At 59.2% G+C, this 22731-nt stretch carries 17 protein-coding genes; 8 read left to right on the forward strand and 9 right to left on the reverse strand.

The window, feature by feature from the left end:
• Nucleotides 1-23 precede the first annotated feature (23 nt).
• Entirely contained in the window at nucleotides 24-1760 is a 1737-nt protein-coding gene (locus Q0887_RS09340; protein ID WP_299194247.1) for a solute:sodium symporter family transporter, read from the reverse strand.
• Between the two features lie 224 nt (nucleotides 1761-1984).
• Here Q0887_RS09340 and Q0887_RS09345 point away from each other — a divergent pair, with 224 nt between their 5' ends.
• From Q0887_RS09345 to Q0887_RS09380, 8 genes are all read left to right on the forward strand, one after another.
• The gene (locus Q0887_RS09345; protein ID WP_299194249.1) at nucleotides 1985-3220 is read left to right on the forward strand and encodes an efflux RND transporter periplasmic adaptor subunit; all 1236 of its coding nucleotides are present in this window, start codon (nucleotides 1985-1987) and stop codon (nucleotides 3218-3220) included.
• Nucleotides 3220-3981 (forward strand): ABC transporter ATP-binding protein, encoded by a 762-nt coding sequence (locus tag Q0887_RS09350; protein WP_299194251.1) that lies wholly within the window; start codon nucleotides 3220-3222, stop codon nucleotides 3979-3981. Before Q0887_RS09345 ends, Q0887_RS09350 begins: the two co-directional genes overlap by 1 nt.
• 17 nt (nucleotides 3982-3998) lie before the next feature.
• Nucleotides 3999-5273, forward strand: coding sequence for an ABC transporter permease (locus Q0887_RS09355; RefSeq protein WP_299194253.1), 1275 nt, complete (start codon nucleotides 3999-4001; stop codon nucleotides 5271-5273).
• A gap of 234 nt (nucleotides 5274-5507) precedes the next feature.
• On the forward strand, nucleotides 5508-6386 hold the full coding sequence (locus tag Q0887_RS09360; protein ID WP_299194255.1) for a LysR family transcriptional regulator: 879 nt from the start codon (nucleotides 5508-5510) through the stop codon (nucleotides 6384-6386).
• Between the two features lie 187 nt (nucleotides 6387-6573).
• The gene (locus Q0887_RS09365) at nucleotides 6574-9642 is read left to right on the forward strand and encodes a TonB-dependent receptor (protein WP_299194257.1); all 3069 of its coding nucleotides are present in this window, start codon (nucleotides 6574-6576) and stop codon (nucleotides 9640-9642) included.
• An 88-nt stretch (nucleotides 9643-9730) separates the two neighbouring features.
• A complete protein-coding gene (locus Q0887_RS09370; RefSeq protein WP_299194258.1) occupies nucleotides 9731-10957 on the forward strand; it encodes a M14-type cytosolic carboxypeptidase in 1227 nt (408 codons plus the stop codon).
• A complete protein-coding gene (locus Q0887_RS09375; protein ID WP_299194260.1) occupies nucleotides 10957-12561 on the forward strand; it encodes an amidohydrolase family protein in 1605 nt (534 codons plus the stop codon). Before Q0887_RS09370 ends, Q0887_RS09375 begins: the two co-directional genes overlap by 1 nt.
• The gene (locus Q0887_RS09380) at nucleotides 12555-13793 is read left to right on the forward strand and encodes a dicarboxylate/amino acid:cation symporter (RefSeq protein ID WP_299194262.1); all 1239 of its coding nucleotides are present in this window, start codon (nucleotides 12555-12557) and stop codon (nucleotides 13791-13793) included. Before Q0887_RS09375 ends, Q0887_RS09380 begins: the two co-directional genes overlap by 7 nt.
• Nucleotide 13794: 1 nt before the next feature.
• Here the strand turns inward: Q0887_RS09380 and Q0887_RS09385 are convergent, their stop codons facing one another.
• From Q0887_RS09385 to Q0887_RS09420, 8 genes are all read right to left on the reverse strand, one after another.
• Nucleotides 13795-15000 (reverse strand): FAD-dependent oxidoreductase, encoded by a 1206-nt coding sequence (locus Q0887_RS09385; protein WP_299194264.1) that lies wholly within the window; start codon nucleotides 14998-15000, stop codon nucleotides 13795-13797.
• Between the two features lie 702 nt (nucleotides 15001-15702).
• The gene (locus Q0887_RS09390) at nucleotides 15703-16188 is read right to left on the reverse strand and encodes a hypothetical protein (RefSeq protein ID WP_299194266.1); all 486 of its coding nucleotides are present in this window, start codon (nucleotides 16186-16188) and stop codon (nucleotides 15703-15705) included.
• A gap of 55 nt (nucleotides 16189-16243) precedes the next feature.
• Nucleotides 16244-17215 carry a kelch repeat-containing protein gene (locus Q0887_RS09395; protein ID WP_299194268.1) on the reverse strand — a complete coding sequence of 324 codons (972 nt, stop codon included), beginning with the start codon at nucleotides 17213-17215 and terminating at the stop codon, nucleotides 16244-16246.
• An 86-nt stretch (nucleotides 17216-17301) separates the two neighbouring features.
• A complete protein-coding gene (locus Q0887_RS09400) occupies nucleotides 17302-18567 on the reverse strand; it encodes a serine hydrolase domain-containing protein (RefSeq protein ID WP_299194270.1) in 1266 nt (421 codons plus the stop codon).
• Nucleotides 18568-18589: 22 nt separating this feature from the next.
• Nucleotides 18590-19459 (reverse strand): hypothetical protein, encoded by an 870-nt coding sequence (locus Q0887_RS09405; RefSeq protein ID WP_299194272.1) that lies wholly within the window; start codon nucleotides 19457-19459, stop codon nucleotides 18590-18592.
• A gap of 56 nt (nucleotides 19460-19515) precedes the next feature.
• A complete protein-coding gene (locus Q0887_RS09410; RefSeq protein ID WP_299194274.1) occupies nucleotides 19516-20646 on the reverse strand; it encodes an alpha/beta hydrolase in 1131 nt (376 codons plus the stop codon).
• An 11-nt stretch (nucleotides 20647-20657) separates the two neighbouring features.
• Nucleotides 20658-21494, reverse strand: coding sequence for a hypothetical protein (locus Q0887_RS09415; RefSeq protein ID WP_299194275.1), 837 nt, complete (start codon nucleotides 21492-21494; stop codon nucleotides 20658-20660).
• 167 nt (nucleotides 21495-21661) lie between these two features.
• Nucleotides 21662-22582, reverse strand: a complete 921-nt coding sequence (locus tag Q0887_RS09420; RefSeq protein ID WP_299194277.1) for a LytTR family DNA-binding domain-containing protein — start codon at nucleotides 22580-22582, stop codon at nucleotides 21662-21664.
• Between the last annotated feature and the right edge of the window lie 149 nt (nucleotides 22583-22731).

Consider the following 22731-nt stretch of genomic DNA (forward strand, 5'->3'; position numbering starts at 1 on the left):
AATTACAGCATGTTACGTTCGGCCTAGCCTGCTTTTGCAGCGCCCCGTCGTAAGCTAACGCCCCACAACGCCAGATTGCCCGCAATCAGCGCCGACATCAGCGTAGCAAATGTGGCACCCATCCCGCCTACCGAGGCGACGCCGATGGGCGAGAACAGCAGGTAAGTGGCGACCACGCAGGAGAAGAGCGTCACCGCCAGCGGCCTGGCAAAGCGCCACGGGGTCAGGTCGACCTTCTCGTCGCGGGTGAACTTCCACGCTTTCTCGCGCGGGGCGATCCGGCCGCAGACCAGCATGATCGCAACTTCGATCACAAACAGCACCGCATAAAGGTGGATGAAGTGCAGCGTGATGACGTCTTCGAGCGGAAAGCGGATCAGCCAGTAGGCAATGACGTGAAAGATGATCGCGATCTTCGCGCCCAGTGCAGGAACGCGCGCGGTGAACAGGCCGACAATCACAATCGCGATTGTAGGGATGTTGTAAAAGCCGGTGAACTTGCGGATCACCTGCCACAGCCCGTCCTCCGCATAGGACAACATCGGCGCGATGACGAAAGAAGCGAGCGCGATCACGACGCTGGCGATCTTGGCGACCCGCACCAGCTCGGCATCGCTCGGCTCACCGCCGCGTGCTTTTGCCTTGGCGGGGGCATAGACGTCGAGGCTGAACAGGGTCGCGGCGCTATTGAGCAGCGAGTTGAACGAACTGAACACCGCGCCCAGCAGTACCGCGAGGAAGAAGCCCGACAGCCATAGCGGCAGCACATCGCGGATCAGGCGCGGATAGGCTTGGTCAATCGAGCCCAGACCCGAAACGCTTGGGGGCCCATACATATGAAACGCAATCACGCCCGGGATCATCATCATGAAGGGCACCATGATCTTGAAGAAGCCGGAGAACAGCACGCCCTTTTGCCCTTCGGCGAGGCTTCGTGCGCCGAGGGTTCGCTGGATGACATATTGATTGGTGCACCAGTAAAACAGATTGGCGAAGATCATGCCGGTGAAGAGCGTCCCGAACGGGGTCGGATCACTGGAGGAGCCTATCGCGTTGAGCTTTTCGGGATGCTCGGTGGTGAGCTGCGCCAGCCCCGCGCTGAAGCTGCCCTCTCCCAAGGCGATCAGGCCGAGCACAGGCACCAGAATGCCGATGATGAGCAGGCCCACGCCGTTGAGCGTGTCCGACACAGCAACCGCGCGCAGCCCTCCGAACACAGCATAGATGCCGCCAACCACTCCGATCAGCACAACCGTGAAGACCAGCGCCTCGAACTCGGCCAGTCCTGTCAGCGCGGACATATCGAAGAAGGCGTTGACCGCGAGGCTACCTGCATAAAGCACGCCAGGAATGGTCACGAGACCGTAGCCAAGCATGAACAGCAGCACCGAAAGCCGCCGCACATCGGCGTCGAACCGGTCGTTCAGAAATTGCGGCAGAGTGGTGAATGCGCCCGCGAGATATTTGGGCAAGAACACCAGCGCCATCGCAATGGTCGCGACTGCTGCTGTGACTTCCCAGCCCATGCTCGACAGATTGTGACCATAGGCCGATCCGTTGAGGCCGGTCAGCTGCTCCGCCGACAGGTTGGTGAGCAGCAGCGAGCCCGCGATAAAGGTCGCCCCCAGCCCGCGACCTGCGAGGAAATATCCGTCCTTGGTCTCCGCCGTCCCGCGCGTCTTCAGCCAGCTGATCCAACCGACCAGCGCCATGAAGAAGAGGCAAGAGCCGAGGGTGAAGGCGAGGCTCGCCCCGCTCATGCTGCGGCGTATCCTGTGAGGGAATGGACTGGCGCGAAAAAGTAACTGAATTGCATGGCGCAGGCGGATACCATCGCCGCAGCCATCGCGCCAATCCGCCAGCGCAAGATTTGCCCATTCTACCAGCGCTGCAATGCAATCGACCGGCGCGGGCGAGGCATGGTGGCATCCGGCTCGCAAGCGTGTATGCCTCGCTCGGCATATTGCTAGCAAACAGGTGGAATTTGGGCCGCATTCTCGACTGGATCAAATCGCATAAGATCATCTCGGCGATTATCGCGCTGGTGATGCTGCTCGCGATCAGCAGCTTCTTCTCATCGGGCGGGCGCGATTACGAATATGTCGCGGAGGACGTGACCGAGGGCGAAGTAACGCGCGTTGTCTCGGCGAGCGGCACATTGCGAGCGCTCAACACGATCAATGTGGGTGCCGAGGTCTCCGGCCAGATCACCGCCGTCTATGTCGATTTCAATTCACCGGTTCAGGCCGGACAATTGCTGGCAGAGATCGACGCGACCCGCCCGCGAGCGCAGGTCACGCAGGCGCGCGCGCAGGTCAGCCTAGCCCGCGCAAGTCTGGCACAGGCCGAGGCGGCAATCATCCGCTCGACCACCGATGTCGAAGTCCAGACCCGCGAATTTGCCCGCCGCACCGAACTGGCAGAAAGCGGCTTTGTCTCCGCCGCCGGTCTGGATCAGGCGGAGAACGCGCTCGGAGCCGCGAAAGCCGCGCTCAGCACTGCCGAAGCGCAGGCCCAAAGCGCGCGGGCCCAGATCGCCCAGAGCCAGGCCCAACTGCAATCCGCAGAGCTCGATCTTTCGCGCACCCGCATCATCGCTCCCACCAGCGGCGTGGTGATCGACAAGCTGGTCGAGCCGGGCACCACCGTTGCCGCCAATTTCCAGACCCCCAATCTCTTCACCATTGCGGCCGACACCAGCCGGATGCAGGTCGAGGCTTCGGTGGACGAAGCGGATATCGGGCAAGTGCGCGAAGGCCAATCAGTGCGCTTCTCGGTCGATTCCTATCCCGAGGAAGAGTTTGAGGCGATCGTCCAGCAGATCCGCCAGTCGGCCACACAGTCGGGCACGGCGGTGAGCTATCTGGTCATCCTCGACGTGGATAATAGCGACGGGCGGCTGCTCACCGGCATGACCGCCAATGTCGATATCATCACCGGCCTCAACACCGGCGTGGTGCGCGTGCCGGTTGCCGCCACGCGCTTCCTCCCGCGCGAACAGGATCGCGGCGAAAGTTCCAGCGAAGACGGCGCGGAGCAGACCAAGCAGGCCTATGTCTGGGTGCCGGGCGACGATCCCTATGCGCCAACCCGCTTGCCTGTCGAGACGGGGCTGGAAGGAGAAGACTATGTCGAAATCACCAGCGGATTGGAGCCGGGGCAAAAGGTGATCGTGCGCTCGCGCAATGTGACGGGCGACGGCGCGCAAAGCGGCTCCTGATGGACGGCGCTCACTCCCCTGAAGGCGGTGCCACCAAACCACTCGTCGAAACCCGCGATCTGGTGAAGACCTACAATCTGGGCGGCGAGCTTATCCATGCCGTCAACGGCGTTTCGTTGACGATCCAGCGCGGCGAATATGTCGCGATCATGGGAAAGAGCGGATCGGGCAAATCGACCTTTATGAACATGATCGGGTGCCTCGATGTGCCCACCAGCGGGCAGGTGCTGATCGACGCGATCCCGACCGAGGCGATGTCGAGCGACGAGCTGGCGGTGCTTCGTAATGAGAAGATCGGCTTTGTCTTTCAGCAGTTCAATCTGCTCGCGCGGACTTCCTCCATCGACAATGTAGCAGTGCCGCTGATCTATGCCGGTATCGACACTGCGACCCGGCGCGAACGCGCGACCAACAAGCTGATCGAAATGGGACTGGGCGACCGGCTGCTCAACACTCCGGCCAAGCTGTCAGGCGGTCAGCAACAGCGTGTCGCCATCGCCCGGGCACTGGTGACAGAGCCGCTGATGCTGCTCGCCGACGAGCCGACCGGCGCGCTCGACACGCGCACCAGCGCAGAGATCATGGCGATCTTCGAACAGCTCAACGCGGCTGGCATAACCGTGATCGTCGTTACCCACGAAGACGAGATCGCCGACCACGCCAAACGCCGTATCGAGTTCCGCGATGGCAAGGTTATCGAGGATCGCGCGGTCGAAAGCCGCGTGGTGGCCTTGCGCGAACCGGCAGCGGAGAACGCCTGATGGCAAGCTCTGCGCCTATGACATCAGCGAAGGCTGCTTCTGGCAAGGCCAAGCGGGCACGATTCCTCGCCAGCTGGGGCGTCAATATCGCGATTGCGCTCACGGCGCTGCGGACCAATCTGATGCGCTCGATCCTCACCATGCTGGGCGTGATGATCGGCGTGTTCGCGGTGACGCTGGCCGTGGCGGTCGGCAATGGCGCGCAGGTTTCGGTGATGGAATCGATCAACAATTTCGGATCGAACATGGCGATCCTCGTGCCCCAACCCGACAATGAAGGCGGGCGGCGATCCTTTGATCGCGGCAGGCTGACCAGCCGCGACATGCGCGCTATCGAGCGCGAAGTGCCGGGTATCCGCGCTGTCGCGCCGCAGCTTCGTTCGAGCCTTGAACTGGTGGTCGCAGGCACCAGCGCCGGAACCAATGCGGTGGGAACAACGCCGGGATACGGCACGATCACCAACCACCCGGTCGATCGCGGGCGCTCGCTCAGCGATGCCGATGTCAGATCCGCCGCACGGGTCATGGTGCTTGGGCGCACAGTGTCCGAGACGCTCTTTGGCGAATTCGACCCGGTCGGCGAGACGGTGCGCGTGGACGGGGTGCCCTTCATCGTGATCGGGTTGCTGGAAGAGAAAGGTTCGACCTTCGGACAGGATAATGACGATACCGCGCTCATGCCGATTTCGACCATGCGCCAGCGGTTTGTCGGCGATACCTTGCCGGGGCCGGACGATCTGCAAGTTGCCTATATCGGCTTTGAAGACGGCGTTTCGCTGACTCAGGCCAAGACCGACATCACCAATGTCATGCGCGACCGTTACCGCGTGCAGGATGACGAAGTTAATCCCTTCACCGTGCGCACGACACAGGAATTCATGGAGGAGAGCCAGTTCGTCACCGGCATATTCCAGGCGGTTCTGGTCGCGATTGCTTCTATCTCACTGCTGGTTGGCGGGATCGGGATCATGAACATCATGCTGGTTAGCGTGACCGAGCGAACGCGCGAGATCGGGCTGCGCATGGCCTTGGGCGCGCGGCGCAGCGATATTCGCAATCAGTTTCTGGTCGAGGCCGCCGTGCTTTGCGCGCTGGGCGGAGCGGTCGGTCTGGCGCTGGCATGGCTGAGCGGTGCCGCGCTCACCGCCTATGCCGACTTCCCCGTTCCTATCGGGATCGGCGTCGCTATCGGCTCGCTCGCGTTCTCCGCCTTTCTGGGGCTGGTGTTTGGCAGCTATCCCGCGATCCGCGCCTCGCGCCTATCGCCCATCGAGGCGCTGCGGACAGAGTGAAGAACACAGCTCAATTTTCCTACTTGTCAGCGCGCTGGTAAAGCCCGCGTATGACGATTCAAACGCACTCTTCGATCCTTTCAAGAGCGGCCATTCCTCCCGGAAATATTTTTGCTCAGGACCGTGTAACATGCGGTCCATGTTAGGGTGTATCATGGGCGGAAATGTGAGTGCAGCATGGGGAATAGCGAGCCTTAGGCTTTCGCTTGGCGGCAAAGCCTGTAGGGTGCACCTATGCGGCTAAGGCATATAGAGGTCTTCTACCACGTCTATCGAGAGGGCTCGATCAGCGCGGCTGCGCGCAATCTGCATGTCTCCCAGCCATCGGTCAGCAAGGTGCTGCGCCATGCGGAGGATCAGTTGGGCTTTGCGCTGTTTGACCGGCGCAAGGGACGGCTCCACCCCACCGATGCCGCAAGCGAGCTGTTCCGCGAAGTTAGCGACATCTACGACAGGGTCTCCGCGCTCGACCGGACGACCAAGAACATCCGCAATCGCAAAGGCGGGCATGTGCGGATCGGCGTGCTGCCTTCGCTGGGCTTTGCGATCGTGCCGCCGCTGGTGGCGGCATTGCGCGCGGCCAATCCGGACCTCAGCTTTGACCTTGCTACCTTGCATTCGGATCAGGTGACGGCTGCCTTGCTCGAAAAGCAGTTCGACCTGTGCATCGGTTTTGACGACGAGTTCGACAGCCGCATACGCTGCCGCGCGGTCAACTCGATCAATCTGGCATTGGTGGCGCAAAAGGGGGTGTTCCCCGAAGGCCAGAGCCATGTTTCGGCGCAGGAGCTTGACGGGATCGAGATGATCGGACTGCGCGCCAGCGGTCCGGTGGCAGAGAGGATCGACGCCTTCCTCGCCAGCGCGGAGGTCGAGCCTCGAATCGCGATCTCGGCCCAGACCTATTATGTCGCCGCCGAACTGGTGAAGCTGGGCGCAGGCGTCGCGATTGTCGACGGCTTCACCGCGCGCCGCTTTGCCGATGATGAAGTCCAGGCATTCGAGCTGGTGGGAGCGCCTACGCTGCCCTTCGTCGCAATGACGCTCGCCGAAGAGCCCGATAGCGCGCAAATCACCAGCTGTCTGGAGATGCTGACCAAGCTGTTCGGCTGACCGCGCGTCACCCCACATCGCACTTGGGTCCAAATCCGGTTCCATAACGAAAGGCTATGGCTCAAACGGCATATTGTCTGGGCGCGCGGTTGCGCAGGACGCATGATTGACGTCTAATTATGGCGGTTGAGAAAAAGGCATGCCGCACATCAGGCCGCGGCTTCGCCGATAGATTTGGGGGCCTAAAATGAAATTTGGATCGCGTGTAATCACTTTGGCTGGTGCTTCGACAGTAGCGCTCGTAAGCGCCAACGCTAGCGCTCAGGATACGGGTACAGCACCTACTGCGCCGGATAGCGGAGCAACGCAGGAAGAAACGCCTGTCATCGTCGTGACGGGTTCGCAGATTCAGGGCGCGAAGATTGACGACGTTCTGCCGGTGACGGTGGTTGATGAGGCGCTGATTGACTCGATCGATCCGGGTTCGGGTGACGAGCTGTTCCGCGCAATCCCGCAAGCTGGTTCGGTCGCGTTCAACGATCAAAGCACCGTCGGCGGCGTCAACGGCGCTCGCGGCGACATCGCCTCGATCAACCTGCGCGGGATCGGCACCGGCAACACGCTGCTGTTGATCAATGGCCGCCGCATGGTGCTCAATCCGGGCTTCCAAACCGAATTGCTGGTTCCGGTCGTCTCGCCAGACACCAATCAGATCGTGCCCGGCAGTGTGCGCCGGGTCGAAGTCCTTCGTGACGGCGCATCGGCAGTTTACGGTGCCGACGCGGTTGCGGGCGTGGTCAACACGATCCTGCGCGGTGACCTCGACGGAGCAGTGCTCGAAGGAAACTGGCGCGCATCGACCGGTACTGAGCTCTACAGCGCCTCGATCCGCGGTGGCTACGGCTTCGACTTCAACGAAGGTCGCGGCAATCTCACGCTCTACGGGTATTACTTCCATGAGAACGGCGCGCCATCATCCATGCGCGACTACGCTGCAGACAGCGACCGCCGTCCGTTCCTGATCGGGACCGAGTTCGAAGGCGATCTCAACTTCGACAACCGTTCGAACGACACGCCGTGGGGCGAATTCGACATCCAGTCTTCGCGCGGCAACACCGACCTCAACGATGACGACTTCTTCGTCCGTCCTTGCGGTGCATTCGGAGATGAGAACGCAATCTCGGACAGCCGCTTCCTCGATCTTGGCAACGGGCTGTGCGCGGATAACGGCACCACCCAGACCCGCTCGCAGCGTTACAATCTCGAATCCGAAACAGACCTGTTTTCCGAAAAGGATCGCTACAGCGCGCAAGGCCTGTTCCGCTACGAATTGTCGCCTTCTGCTGAGTTCTATGCCGAAGGGTCCTATTACCGCTCACAGTCGAGCCGCAATCTTGAGCAGCGCTCCAACCTGACGGCAACTCCGATAGCGGTCCTGCCGACCGCGTTCTGGAACCCTCTCGGCGCGACAACGCTCGCTGACGGATCGCCCAATCCGAACCGCCTGCAGAACGGGATCGACGGCATTCCCGACAGCGGTGCGACGATCATCATCGAAGATTACCGCCCAGTTGATGCAGGACCGCGCCGCGTGACCGTAACGAAAGATGTCTACCGCATCGTCACCGGCCTGCGCGGCAATTTTGGCGCTTGGGACTACGACACCGGATTCCTCTATTCGCAGGCCAACACCAGCGACTTTACCGAAAACCGCGTTTCGAACACTCTGTTCGAACAGGCGATCAACCGCACCGACGCAACCGCCTATAACCCATTCAATGGTGCTTGCATCGACAATCCGAGCGTGGGCGATTGCACACCCAATCCGCAATCGGTGATCGACAGCTTCACTGTTGACGTCTTCCGTAATGGCGAGACCACGCTTGCGCTTGCAGACTTCAAGGTATCGCGCAGTGATCTGTTCGCGCTGCCCGGCGGTGATGTCGGGATCGCAGCGGGGATCGAGTATCGCCGTGAAACTTTCGAGGATGACCGCGATCCGCGCCTCGACGGGACGATCACCTACACCAATTCATTCGACGGAGGCTTTTCAGGAAGTGACGTGATGGGCTCCAGCCCCTCGCCCGACACAAGCGGTAGCCGCAATGTCTATTCGGCCTTCGCGGAAACCTTCATTCCGGTCGTCTCGCCTGACATGGACATTCCGCTGGTCCATGAGTTCAACATCCAGCTCGCGGGCCGGATGGAGCACTTCACCGATATTGACGAGACAACGATCGTCCCGCGTGCAGCGGCCTCGTGGAGCGTGTTCGACGGTCTGCTCTTCCGCGGCGCATGGTCGCAGGGCTTCCGCGCGCCGAACCTGGTGCAGGTCAACGATCTGGGCACCACGCGTTCGAACACGCGCGATGATCTGGTGCGCTGCTTTGCTGAGATTCAGCAGGGGGAGATCGCCAATTTCGATGATTGCTCAGGCTCTGGCACGGTCAGCGTCCGCACCGGCACCAATCTGCTTCAACCCGAAGATACCGAAAGCATCAATCTCGGCGTCGTGGTTGCGCCGGTCTTCATTCCCGGTTTGACGCTCACCGCCGATTACTGGCGCGTCAAACAGGACGGCATTGTCGGCGTCTTCGGAGACCAGAACCAGATCGCGCTCGACCTGCTGCGGCGGCTTGAAGGCGGGACCAACCCCAATGTTATCCGCGAAGATCCCGATCAGGATCGGATCGATCTGTTCGCCGGCACCGGCCTCGCGCCAGCGGGTGACATCATTCGGGTGAACGATGCTTACTTCAACCTCGACTCGCGTGTGTCGAAGGGTTGGGACTTCGGCATGTTCTACGACGTTCCCGAATTCGGCATCGGCGACATCGATCTGCAGCTGAATGCGGCCTATCTGGAAAGCTTCTTCCAGAGCCCGGGCGCGGATGGTCAGGAACTGCTCGACGCGGTTGCTGCCGGAACACTGCCGGGGATCACCATCGCCAATACCGGCCAGGTGCGCGAGCTCAACGGTCGCCCGAAATGGCGTATCACCGGCCGGGCATCTTGGGAAAGCGGCCCTGTTCGCGTGAGCTTCTTCGGACGCTATGTCGACAGCGTGTTCGACACCAGCGTGACGCAGGACGACACGGGCGAGTTCTTCCGCGTGGATGACTGGTTCACCCTGAACGCCTCGATCAGCTACACGATCGAGAACGACACCGCGCTTGATGGCACGCGCCTGCGGGTCGGGGTCAACAACCTGTTCGGCGAAGAACCCCCACTGGCTGACCAGAGCTTCGGCTTCTTCAGCAACCTGCACAGCGCACGTGGCCGTCAGGTCTCAATCTCGCTGCGCAAGGACTTCTGATCCGGCAAAGAGGGGCTGCACTGATTGCAGCGCAGCCCCCTTTGCGACATTCTGATATTGGTGGAACCCGATTGAGAGGGGATGGCCGATGCGCCTGACTGCGATGATTGCTGCCTTCGGCATGGCCTTGATTGCCACGCCTGCCGCTGCATCGAGCGGCGATCACGCGAGCGCAATTGCTGCGGATTGCAGCACCGAGATCGCGCGGATCGACAAGGACTTCCCCACGGGCGCCTTTGCCACCTGCGAAACGAGCGGTGAGCGCACCTTCCGCCTCACCATCGCGCCGGAAGATGAGGGCGATATCAATTGCAGCGCCTGGTACGCCTTTCGCGTCACCCCTCAGCGGCGCGTACGGATCACGGTTGAACTCGATTACGAGACATGCGGCCATCGTTACTGGCCCAAGATCAGCACGGACGGCGTGAACTGGACCTATATGCGCCCCAGCCGCGTCACGGTGGAAGGCGAGCGGGGCGAGCGCACAGCGCGGCTATCCTTGCGCGTGCGCGGTGAGCCAATCTTCGTGGCCGCGCAGGAAATCCTGCCCCCTTCGGCCTATGACGCGTGGCTGGACGGGCTGGAGGGACACGATTTCGCGACCCGCAGTCTGCTCGGCAAATCGGCAGAGGGGCGTGATATCGAGCTACTCACCATCGCGCAGCCTGACGCTGGCCAGCGCGAAACTGTGGTGCTGCTGGGCCGCCAGCATCCGCCGGAAGTCACCGGCGCGCTTGCCATGTTTCCCTTTGTTGAGACATTGATGGGTAACAGCGAACTCGCCCGGGCCTATCGCGCACGGTTTGAGACTTTGGTGGTGCCGATGCTCAACCCGGATGGCGTGATGCGGGGCCATTGGCGGCACAACACTGGAGGTGTTGATCTCAATCGCGATTGGGGGCCTTGGACGCAGCCGGAAACGTCTCTGATGCGCGATCTGCTTGCAGCGGTCGAGGCTGATCCGGCGCGCGATCTGCGGGTGCTGATCGACTTCCACTCGACCAATCGCGACGTGTTCTACACGATCCCCGACGAGTTGCCGACCGATCCCCCGCTCTTCACCCGCGACTGGCTCGCGCGGTATGAGGAGCGGATGGAGGGCTATGATGTGAACCGCGATGCGCGGCACAGTGTGGGCCGCCCAATCTCGAAGGCCTATACCTATGACACTTATGGTGCCCCCGGGATCACTTTCGAGATCGGCGATGAGACGGACCGCGAACTGATCCAGCGCATTGGGCGAGAGGCCGCGATTGCTATGATGGAGACGATGCTTCTGACTGGGCCCGCAACCACTGAGGCGGCTGCGGAGTGATGGTCAAGCGCGGCGCCGTTTTACTCGCCGCGCTGGCCTGGACCCTGTCGCTGCCTGCGTGTCAGGCATTACCCGATCATGCCGCAGAGCAGCGCGAAGCTGCCGATCTGATTATCGCCGGGGGCATGCTCTTTGATGGCAGTGGGCAGCCAGGAGAGATGGCTGATATCGCAATCGCAGGCGACCGGATTGCCTATGTCGGGCCGGATGCCGCTGCGCTCTACCGGGCCGGAGCCACAATCGATGCAAGCGGTCTGGTGGTCGCGCCCGGCTTTATCGACCCACACACTCATGCAGAGACCGATCTCGCTGCAGAGGACCCAGCGCGCCGCGCCAATTACCCATTTGCTTTTCAGGGGGTGTCGACTGTGGTGGTCGGTAATGACGGGTTTGGCGACCACAATGTCGGGGAACTGATCTCAGACGCCCGCGCAAGAGGTATCGGCTCCAATGCAGCGTTTCTTGTCGGCTTCGGCTCGGTGCGCGAGGCGGTGCTCGGCACGCAGAACCGCGCACCGAATGCCGCCGAGATGGCGCAAATGGAAGCGCTCACCCGTCAGGCCATGTGCGAAGGCGCATGGGGACTTTCCGCCGGGCTTTACTACGTGCCTCAAAGCTATTCCTCGACCGAGGAAGTCACCGCGCTTGCTCGCATCGCTGGAAGTTTCGGCGGCTATTACGACACCCATATGCGCGACGAGAGCACTTACAACGTGACCGTTACCGGCGCCTTGGCCGAGACGCTCGACATCGGGCGCGCAGCCGATATTCGCGTCCATATCGCGCATATCAAGGCGCTTGGTCCGGCGGTCTGGGGGCACAGCGCACAGATGATCGCGATGATCGAGGAAGCGCGCGCAGGAGGCCAGCAGGTCACTGCAGATCAGTATCCGTGGGAGGCATCGGGAACGCGTATTTCTAACGCGCTCGTCCCGCGCTGGGCGCTCGAAGGCGGGCTGGAAGCCTTGCGCGAAAGACTTGGCGACGCGGCATCGCGCGACCGGATACGCAATGAGATGGTGGATGCCATTGCAAGGCGCGGCGGTGCGGACCGGCTGCTTGTTACAGGACAACTCTCCGGCTCTGACGCTCCGATTGGCAAGACACTCGCCGAGATCGCCGAAACCGAAGCGCGCGCACCGGTCGATTCCGCGATCGCGATCCTGGAGAGCGGTGACGCACGCCTCGCCTCTTTCAACATGGATGCCGCCGATATCGCCGCTTTTGCGCGGCAAAATTGGGTGGTGACAGGATCGGACGGATCGACCGGCCATCCGCGCAAATTTGGCAGCTTTCCAAAAGCCTACCGCGACCTCGTCTTGGGCGAAGAAGCCATGGACCTAGCCCGCTTCATCCGCCGCAGCAGCGGGCTGACTGCCGATATTATCGGGCTGGAGAAGCGCGGCTATTTGCGCAACGGATATTTCGCCGATGTGCTGGTGTTCGATCCTGAAAGCTTCGCACCCAACGCCACCTATTCTGCCCCGCGCGAGCTTTCGAGCGGGGTCATCCACCTCTACATCAACGGGCAAGCGGTGATCCGCGATGAAGCCCCGACCGGCACCCTTTCCGGGCGGCCACTGGTTAAGGACACACAATGCTGAAATTCTGGCTGGGTATCGATCTTTGGAAGCGTGTTTTGGGCGCGCTGGTTGTCGGCATCATCGCGGGCTTTGTGATGGGCGATGCAGCAGAGAACATCCGCTGGATTGGCGATCTGTTCATCCGCGCGATCCGGATGCTGATTGTGCCGCTGATCTTCTTCTCGCTCGTATCTGGCATTGCAGCCCTCGGCGATCTGAAGAAGCTTGGCGATGTGGGCGGGAAGGCGTTGCTGCTGTTCCTGTTCACCGCGCTGACTTCGATCTCGCTCGGGCTCACCCTCGGCACGATCTTCCAGCCCGGCATGGGTCTCGACATCTCGCTGGCTCAAGGCGCCGAGATCATGCAGCCACCCGAACTGACATGGACAGAGCGGCTGCTCGACATGATCCCCGAAAACCCGATCATGACCATGGCAGAGGGGCAGATACTCCCGCTGATCATCTTCGCCGTGCTGGTGGGCGTCTCGCTGTTGATGGCGGGCAAAGAAGCTGAACCCATCGTCAAAGTCGTCGATGCGGGCGCTGCCGTCATGCAGCAGATGACCATGATTGTGATGGAGCTCACCCCCTTTGGCGTCTTCGCACTAATGGCTTGGGTGACAGGCACATTCGGCTTTGAAGCGCTGCTGCCCCTCGCGACCATGGTGGGGCTGAATTACGCAGGCTGCTTCATCATTATCCTCGTCGTTTACCCGCTGATCCTGAAGTTCATTGCGAAACTGCCCGTGGTCGATTTCTATCGCGGGATCGTGGATGCGCAGGCCGTCGCCTTCTCCACCGCGTCTTCCAACGCCGCGCTGCCAGTGACCTTGCGCTGCGTTCAGCGCAATCTGGGCGTCTCGCGCTCGGTTTCCAGCTTTGTCGTGGCGCTGGGCGCGACGATCAATATGAACGGGACCGCGATGTATCTCGGCCTCGTCGCCTTATTCGGCGCGCAGCTGTACGGGATCGAGCTAACCATGACATCTTACCTGCTGATCGCGCTCACGGCGACGCTTGGCTCGGTAGGGGCAGCGGGCATTCCGGGGTCGGGCCTGATCATGATGGGCCTGGTACTCTCCGCTATCGGAGTGCCGCTTGAAACCATCGCCTTTGTCGCCGGGATCAACCACATCATGGATATGATGCGGACCATGACCAATGTGACAGGAGACGCAACGGTTGCGGTGGCTGTCGGAAGGATGGCGGGAGAGATCGACGTCGAGGAATACGTCTCCGACGACGATATTTAGCCTAGTTTTCGACTAGCCCGGCGAGCCGCTCGGCCGATCCCATGGCCAGCGTCCATCCCAATGAACCGTGCCCTGTGTTGATCGCGATAGACTTGCCAGCACGCCGGATCACTGGCCGCGAGTCCGGCGTGGAGGGTCGCAATCCCGTCCAGAACTGTCCAGCTTTCGAATAGTCACCCCCATTGGGCAGGCTCTCGCGCGCTGAGCGGACCAACCACTCGATCCGGCCGGGATCAATATCACGCGATCCTTCGCCAACTTCGGCAATCCCGGCAACGCGCATCCGGTCACCCAGATTGGTGAAGACCAGCCGTCTCTTGCCATCGGTGACAGAGATATGCGGCGAACCATTGGCGAGCGGCATCTCGAACGAATAGCCCTTGATCGGCTGCATGCTCACCGCCTTGCCCAGCGGGCCAAGCAGCCGGTTGCTGGCATGCCCGCATGCGACAACCACCATATCAGCACGCAATTGCTCGCCATTGGAGAGTGTGATGCTCGCCCCTGCCGCATTCTCGGCAATCGCGCAAACGCCCGTGTCAAAGCGTGCCGTGACGCCATACTCGCGGGTCAACACATTGACGAGCGAGCGGCAGAACAGCAATGGATCGCCCACAACTTCGGAAGGGGTCGAGATCGCACCGGTTACCTCGTCATCCAGTCCTTCAAGCGCCGGATCTAACTGTTCCAATTCTCTGCGGTCGACCAAGGTCTGCTCGCAGCCCTCCGCGCGCTTGAACGCCATGATACTGGCTGAGCGCCGCTCATCCTCTTGCGAATAGAGAAGGTTCACCTTCCCCGCCACGCGGTGTGAAAATTCCAGCGGATGCTTGTCGCAAAGCCGGTCCATCGCAGCACGCGATTCAGCCGCCAGCTGCAATACCGAAAGCGTGTTGGTGCGGAACTTTGCTGCGGTGCAATTGCGCGCAAATCTCGCGAGCCAGCACAGATAGTCGAGCCTGGCAGACAGGCCGATCGTTACCCCGCCTTTGCCGAACAACAGCTTCGGCAAGGCAGCGAAGGTCGAAGGACTGCCCAGCGCATCGGTAAAGCAATAGCTTAGCTGCGCGCCATTAGCGTGGCTTGCTCCAGATGCTGGCCCAGCGCCCTGATCGACCAGAGTTACCCGCCATCCACGATCAGCAAGCGCATAGGCAGAGGCGACCCCGACCACCCCTGCTCCGACGATGACTGCGCTTCGCTGCAAAACCCGATTGCCCCCTTGGTAGAAACGCACAGTGGCGGCGCAGAGTGCAACCAGCCATAAGCGTTTGACGGGACAACCATAAATCCTGTCTATGGCGCATTGTCCAGAGGTGCGCGGAATTGGGCGTGTAAATTGCGGCAGATCAATGCCGTGGTGCTATGAGCCGCGCTCATATTTAAGGCTGGGAAATCCACGGAATACTACGCGGCGTCTGCCATCGCAGAGATCAGCAAACACTCAACGCTTAAGGAAATGGTGCCGCTTAGAGGATTCGAACCTCTGACCCCATCATTACGAATTAGGGAACTCTGTTTTTGAGGAACTCAGAGTGAACCAGAAGGCCTTAGAAAACCCCTGGCAACACAAATGCTTGCGTCCAGAAGACCTCCGAGAGAGCCTGAAGGCGTTGGAACTACGCGCCCTACTAATGCCCTACTAACGCTGGATCGGCATACTTGCTCCAGTCAGTGTGCAGAACTCAAATTTGAACAAGACGACCGCTTCGCGGTTCAAAGCGGCCTGTCGGCTAACGACCCAATCCGAGACGTAGTCATCCCAAATCTCAGTTGCTGAGTGCGGACATTCTTGGTGGTCACTCCTGCCAAGGAGAACGACGATGACATATTCACAATATCACCCTGCTACGCGAAGCTGTGCGGCGTGGAAATTCGGCGCAAAGATCGGACCCAAGCGTCCTTTCAACTAGGTGCGTTGGCGTTTCAGTTGCTCGCTCCTGCGGAAGTACATCTCAGAAACCAGCTCCCAAGCGCGGCCATCCTTTGAAAGCCATTGCTGCCAGGTCGCAGTTTTGGCCTCGATATCCTTCCATACGAAGCGCACCGCAACAGCCTCGCCCCCCTCAATATTCGTTCCTTCGAACACCCCAACCCCGTCGACGAATTTTCCTACAACTGGCGGCTCAATTTCAAGCCCAAAACTATCGAGCCAATAGATCGACCACTCTCCGGTGCGCGGATTGAAAGTGCGGATCGACAAGCCCTCAAACGGTCGACCGAAAAGCTCTCGTCGGAAAGTTCCAAGATTGCCGCGCCCATGGAGAACGGGCCGCACGGAATCTGTGGCGCAAGCTACCTCCCAATCGGTGCAATTGGCGAAACGCTGCTTAAGGCGACGATGTTCAACGTCCCATTGACCATGCAGAAAATCGAAGTCATTTGCGCTGCCCATAGCACCCTCTGATTTGTATTGGTTTCGCTGTTTACGAGAAAATTTGAACCGTGCGTTATCGTTGGGAGACTGGAAACGCTGTCCCCGTGACAGACCATGGAGTCCGAAGGCCTGCGCGCTTGGCCCCGCCTATGATCCATACGGTGTTGCCAACTCGTGCAGTGGCAAATCCATGACGCGGAAATGGAAGGGCTTCGTCTTCGCGCCAGCCAGCGTCGAGGTCGCTTGGATCGATTGATGCGTGCTGTCGGAGAACAGTGCCGGTGCGAAAGTCTTCGCCTCCAAAGACATGAAGCCTGCCGTTAAATGCAGCTGCGCCATGACCTCCCAGATCGAACGGTGCATCAGGCATGCTGCTCCAATTGTTGCTGTCAAAGTCATAGACCTCGATGACACGCGATTGCCCACCCAAGGCCGCACTCCGTCCGCCGGTGACAAAAAGCCGTGCGCCGTCCATTGCGATTGCGTGAGAATGTCGCGGTGTTGGCATGGGGGCCATCGCTTGCCAGTCTTTCCGAGCCAAATCGAAACGCATGAGAGAGCCAGTCGCTTTTCCGTCCTCTTCCCCGCCGATGAGCCAAACTGCGCCAGAGTGGTAGACCATTGCATGTTGGCCGCGTGGCCGGGGAAGCGGTGAAATTTCTTGCCAGGTGGGATCAAGACTATCTGGATCAAGCGAAAACAAGGCGGATTGATCATCTATCCTGAATGGCAATCCCTTATATCCGCCAGAGGCAAATACGCGTCCTTCTCCGGAAGCCATTGCGACGTGATGAAGTGAACGAGGCAAGTTCGGGCAGACTAAAAACTCCTCGGTTGAAACGTCGAATGCGGCGCAGCTATCGAGTGTTCGAAAGAACCCTATGCCGCCCGCCACATAGATAATCCCATCCAGCTCCGCTGCATGTATTTCCGATCGCGGATCAACCATATCGCCATCTGAGCGCAGGAGCGACGGCCCCGCCCACCAAGCGAGTGCAATGGCCAATAGAATCGCAACAAAAGCTCTGAAAGCGAATTTCAACATCTGGATCTTCTGTATTGCCGCAAGACCATTCTGGCAGAGAATGAGGTTGTTGAATTATGCGCAACTTTGCGGACTCGATCCATCAGTCAATCTGAGGCTTGCAGGAAAACAGTTGCGATTCTTGCCGCCTTTTTCATGATCTGGTTCGAACCTCCCGCACGGACAGTGTTCGCAGTCATCGCGACGACTATGGATTGGTCAGGAAATATCAGCAAGATAGCTGTCGCACCTGCAGTTGCCCCGCCGTGGTTGATCATCCGGTAGGTGTTCTCTCCGTTCTCAAGTCCTCCATTACGCCAGCCAAGGGCATAATGCTGTTCATTGAATGCGCCATCCGACGTTTTCCGAATGGCGAACATTTCTTCTCTGGTCGCCTGCTCAAGTATCTGACCGGATAAAAGAGACGAGCCGAACCGGGCTAGGTCTGACGGCGTCGATGCCAAACCTCCCCCTGCCCATTTGTAGCTATGGTTTGTTTTTGGGGCGGGCATGACCTGATTGCGGGAGAGCAAGCTCACATAACCACTTGCCAGCCGCTCCCCAAACACATCTGGTCTTTCAGGACCAGAGTCATCCATCCCGAGAGGTTCGAAAACCCGCTGATCAAGCAGTTCCAGAAAGCTCTGATTGGTAGCGCCTTCGAGAGCAGAGCCAGCAAGGGTGTAGCCGAAAGTGGAATAGCTGAAATCTGAGTCTGGCTCGAAGAGCAAGGGGTCATCCTCAAATATCGCGAGCGCCTGTGCCGAAGTGGAAAATTCAACATTGTAGCCAGCCTCCGAGAAGGTCGGGAAAGCAAACGCGAACCCATAATGCCTTATTCCGCCTTGATGGGACAGGAGCTGCCGCAGGGTTACCGGATATCGCTTCTGCGGAAATGTCGGCACATAGTCGCGCACGTCCTTATCAATGTCGATTAGCCCTTCTTCTGCAATGTCCATGGTCAGTGTCGCAGTTATTGCTTTAGAGACGCTCCCAATCGGATAGGCTGTTTTGACAGTCGCGAGCTTGCGATCACCCAAGCTCGCGTAACCAACCGCTTCGGACCAGACGAGTTGGCCGTCCCGGGCAACAGCAATAGAAACGGACGGCGCCGCAAGTTCCGTACGTGCTTGCAGTAGCATTTCTCGCGCCGTCGTTATTGTTTCGGCATGGTCGACCGAAGCCACTCCGCGGTCCACCGGTGCAGCCCCATCAAGATCGGGGACCGGAACATGATAGAGATACAGTGCTGTCCACGCGAGAGCCAGAACCGCAATCATCATGAGCAGTGCGACAACTGCTACACGAGCTATAGCTTTCGAGAATTTCTTGCTCTTCGGAATGATGTCGGCGCTCTCGACCTGTTGGGACATTTTGTGCGTTCTCTCTGCAGGCTCATGGATCTCTGCGATCGAGCCACTCACTCAGGGCACGCAGCAACCCGGCAAGTTGTCGCTTGCGCGCCGCGCGCAACGATTCCCCTGGCTGCACGCCTTGCGATTTCCAGTACCATCTCGGCATTTCATTCCGAACGATGGGATCGGCCGATGCCGGCACGACCTGTTCATCCCAGGATTTGCTCAACCTGAGAAGATGGGCATAGTTCCGCTCGACAATGACCGAGATTTCATCCTTGCGATCCGAATTGGCAATCAAGTCCGAGTAGCGGATCACGAGCCCATGCGAGAAATAGGGCGCATCGACAGGCAAGGATTCCAGCTCCTCAACAAGCAGCGCGACTGCCTCATCGGGCTCACCGTTTTGGACGTGCAAATCGATAAAGTTGCCAACGGCCTGTGAGCGTCCCCTGGTGTTGCTCTCCGACAGCTCGAAGTTCGATCGATACTCATTTAGCAGTGTCGCCGCACGAGCATGATCGCCGAATCCCCTGAACACGATCTGTAGAACGCGCTCCCATGCATGAGCAGCGATCAAATCGCCCCCTTCGCGCAGAGGGTCGAAGAATTCATAGGCCTTGCGGCCATTGAAGGTAAGGAATGCGCCCTCCCCCAAAGACAGCCGATCAATCCTGCTCGCACTGTGATCGTTTGGGTCGGAAGAAATCTGGCCATAGTATTTGGAAACGATCGACAATTGCTCTTCGCGAGGGTCCGAACCAGACAGTTCCGCCCAGAATGCATCGGCGACCTGAGTAGGGGAGAATACATCCAACCCAGCGTCGACGTTAGCGTCACGGGTTTGCGCAAAAAGCGCCGAGGAGACCGCGAAAACAGATAATGCGACCAAAAGGGCTGAATGTCTCATAGTTCCAATCTCCTTGACCTGGCGATGGCTTTCGCAGCCTCAACCGGTTCTTGATGCTAGTTCGCCTGTGTCCTTAACCAATGGACAATCCGCGCAGCGGTTGTTTCGGCTTCAGGGATTCCGGTCTCGTCCCGGTAAGCTTCATTGATAGAGTTGAAGCGCCAACTGCTGTGACCTAGTCCAGCTTGCACTATCAGCTTGCCTGTGCCCGGGCGGAGCCGGTTCACGGCGTCAACGATAAGTTGGTGCCCGTGCAGAACCTCGAATTGATCAAATTCATTGAAGATTACCAGGACCGGGGCATCCAGTGCGGCCCACGCGGCGAGAAAGTTCTGCTGTGCAGCCTGTTGATGCCACGCAAACGGACGCCCGTAGTGGCTGCCCGTGTCCATCCCTCGAATATCAGCGCGGACTGCGGCCATGGCCGGGGTGTCCATGGCAATCTGGTCCGGATGACGCTTGTTGAGCAGGTATTCAGTAAGGAAGCGCGCTCGATCCAACAGTGAATCGTGTATCGATTCAAGCGATACATGCTGCGGGCGTCGCTCAAGGTAGATTCTTTCAAAGTTGAGCATGCGCTCAAAGTGAGTCAGAGCGCCGCCGCCCTGTACTGCAATCCCGGCAATATCGTAGCCAGCATTCTGCAAGCTGAGCGCGACGAGCGGCGCTGTTGTTGCTCCGAGGCTGTCACCCCAAATGTAAACCTTGCTGGGATCGAGCGTTTCGTGATCGAGTACGCTTGCGAAGGCGGAGACATAATGCGCCACCTCCATTTCGTAGTCGAGCTCGCTACACGAAGGCCCTTGGCTGTCGCCTGTCCCTGCGCGTTCGACGCGGACCAGAGCCAGACCGGAGTCCCTAGCGACCGCCCCAAGCGCTCCGCCATTGCCATGCCCGAGTTCAATAGTGTCGCAAGAAACCCATTGCGTGAACAGAATAGGATGCAAAGGAGTTTCGGCATCATCCGGCATCGAGACAAGAACTCGCAAGCGAATGCCCGGCTCGACAGCAACTGAATCATATACGGTCTGAACGCCGTCGATTGCCTCTAAGGGCCGCTCAATCGAACGTGGTAGTGGGTCGCCATCGGCCAGAGAAGATTGCGCCTGTCCGATCGAGCACATGCCTGCAAGAAGTGGCAACGCCGTCAAACGCAAGAGCCTTGCATACATAAGCTTGTGCATCATCTGCCGCCTTTTCAGAACTCACGGAAATTCTGGGCGTCGGATTGGAAATCGCGACCCCCGACATCACGTATGCGGCGCATTTCGAAAGGTGCAGTCCGAGACACCCAAATATGATCGATTGTGCCGCTCCATGCCTTCTTTTCGAGCACCCAGCAGTTACAACTCAAGCCGGATTCCAGAGTTAGCATTTCAGTCCGTAGCACTGTGTATTGATCAAGCTCGGCGGAGACGAATTCGTCCTTGCGCGGATACACTTCAGGCAAGGTGAACACCGTTCCAACCGGCATCGGCATCAAGGATGCGAGGGTCGGTGAGAACATTTCGCTGACCGAGCCATTGTGGGTAAGTGTGCCCGTCATATGTTTGGGCGGGTTTGTTCCAACGGGGATGCGAGTCCAGTTGTACCCTGACGCATCGTTCTGACCGACCACGAATTCAGTGCCCCAAGCGAGATAGGGGCCAGCGGTAAAGTCAAAATTGTGGGTTTCTGCATCGATCTGTCGCTGCGCGACAATGACGGTCTCGTCGGTCGGGATGATGTCGACTACCGAAATCTTGTTGCCATCACCGGTGGTCCGCACTTGCACCGTGAACAGGCCGGTCTTGGATGTCCGGCTGTTGTAGTCGACCGAGTAATCCGGGAATTCCGGGGTATCGAAGCGATCGTCGCCGGGTGTTATCGCTACAACTGTGTCAGGATCGGCCGGAGTGTCATCGCGATCAGATCCGCCCAGTGAGCAGCCTGCTAAAAGTAGCGCGACAGAAGCAACGACAGGTTTCCTCCACGAGGGTGCGCGCTTACGCCTTCCACCATTATCGAAGCCTAGTTCCTCCAACATCTCACTCATCCTCACAGCCCATCAAGTTTCAAGGCTGGAAAGCCACCCTTGCTGGGTTGAGATTGTTCAGTATCGATCAGGAGGAGCAACCAGTTTGGGACGACCGGTAGCATTTTGTATTCAGGCAGATCGATCATACCCTCAGATCGCCAGTTATTTATCAAGAGATGGATTCATCAGTCGATAGAAAGTAGCGCCTCCCTGAAATCGGCATGATGGCGCCTGCTCAGCGGAGCAGATTCACCGTTACGAAGCTCAACGGCATACCCACTGCCGTCGTCCTGGTTCTTGATCGCGATCACGTGCTTGCCGTTTACAAGAGCACTACGATGAGACTTGATGAACGTTCCATCGGCAATCTCAGATTCTACGAATGACAGTGTCTTTCGCACCAGCATCTGGCCGCGATCCGTATGCAGTTCGGCGTAGTTGCCCGCGGCCTTAATCCAGGAGATTTCGTCATAAGGGATCGACCAGATTTTACCGTTCTGACGAACCTCGTACCGGCTTTTCTGTGGAGGCCTCCGCACCACCGAAAATCTCGCATACAGCACTAATGACGCAGCCACAGCATACGCCATGAACCACATAGCGGCATTACCCAAACAAACTTCACCGAAGGAATAGAGAAGCTCCCGCGGTCCCCAAGCCTGCTGCGAGTACATGGACAGCAAGATGATCGTAAGAAGCAACAGGTGAGCTGTGCACGATGCGACGCCGACAACAACCAGGCGCATCCCGGCCTTTCGGATATCTCGGCCATTCGCTCGAATCGAACTCGCAACGCTTTGCCAGACCAGCCAAGGCACCAGCACCCAAACGGCATAGAAGGCAAACATGATGGATAGTTGTGCCAACAAGCTCACATTGGGAGCTTGAGTCTCCGGATAAGACGTCCGCATTGCCGCCTCGAACGCATAGAATACGAACGGGATCAGTGCCGCGAGGATCCAGTAGCTCGCTTGCCAACGCGGGCTGCCCGACTGGCCCACGCCTATCCCGTGTTTAGGCTCGCCGGGGAAGGACCCTGTCTCCTCTTCGGTCTTCAGTGCTTTTTCTGCCACGTTTGCATCCTGATTGGTTGTCAAACTCTTCATTGGAGCTTCGCCCAATGGGGGCAAGTCCGCCAACATACAATTATATGCCGTTCGTCACATCAACGCATCTTCGAACCATCCAATGGCAGCAGCGCCCACCGCACGAAGCCAGCTAACCCACATTCATTGAGTCAGCACCGGTGTCTTTT

Origin of the sequence: uncultured Erythrobacter sp. (assembly GCF_947492365.1) — a bacterium.
Lineage (GTDB): Bacteria > Pseudomonadota > Alphaproteobacteria > Sphingomonadales > Sphingomonadaceae > Erythrobacter.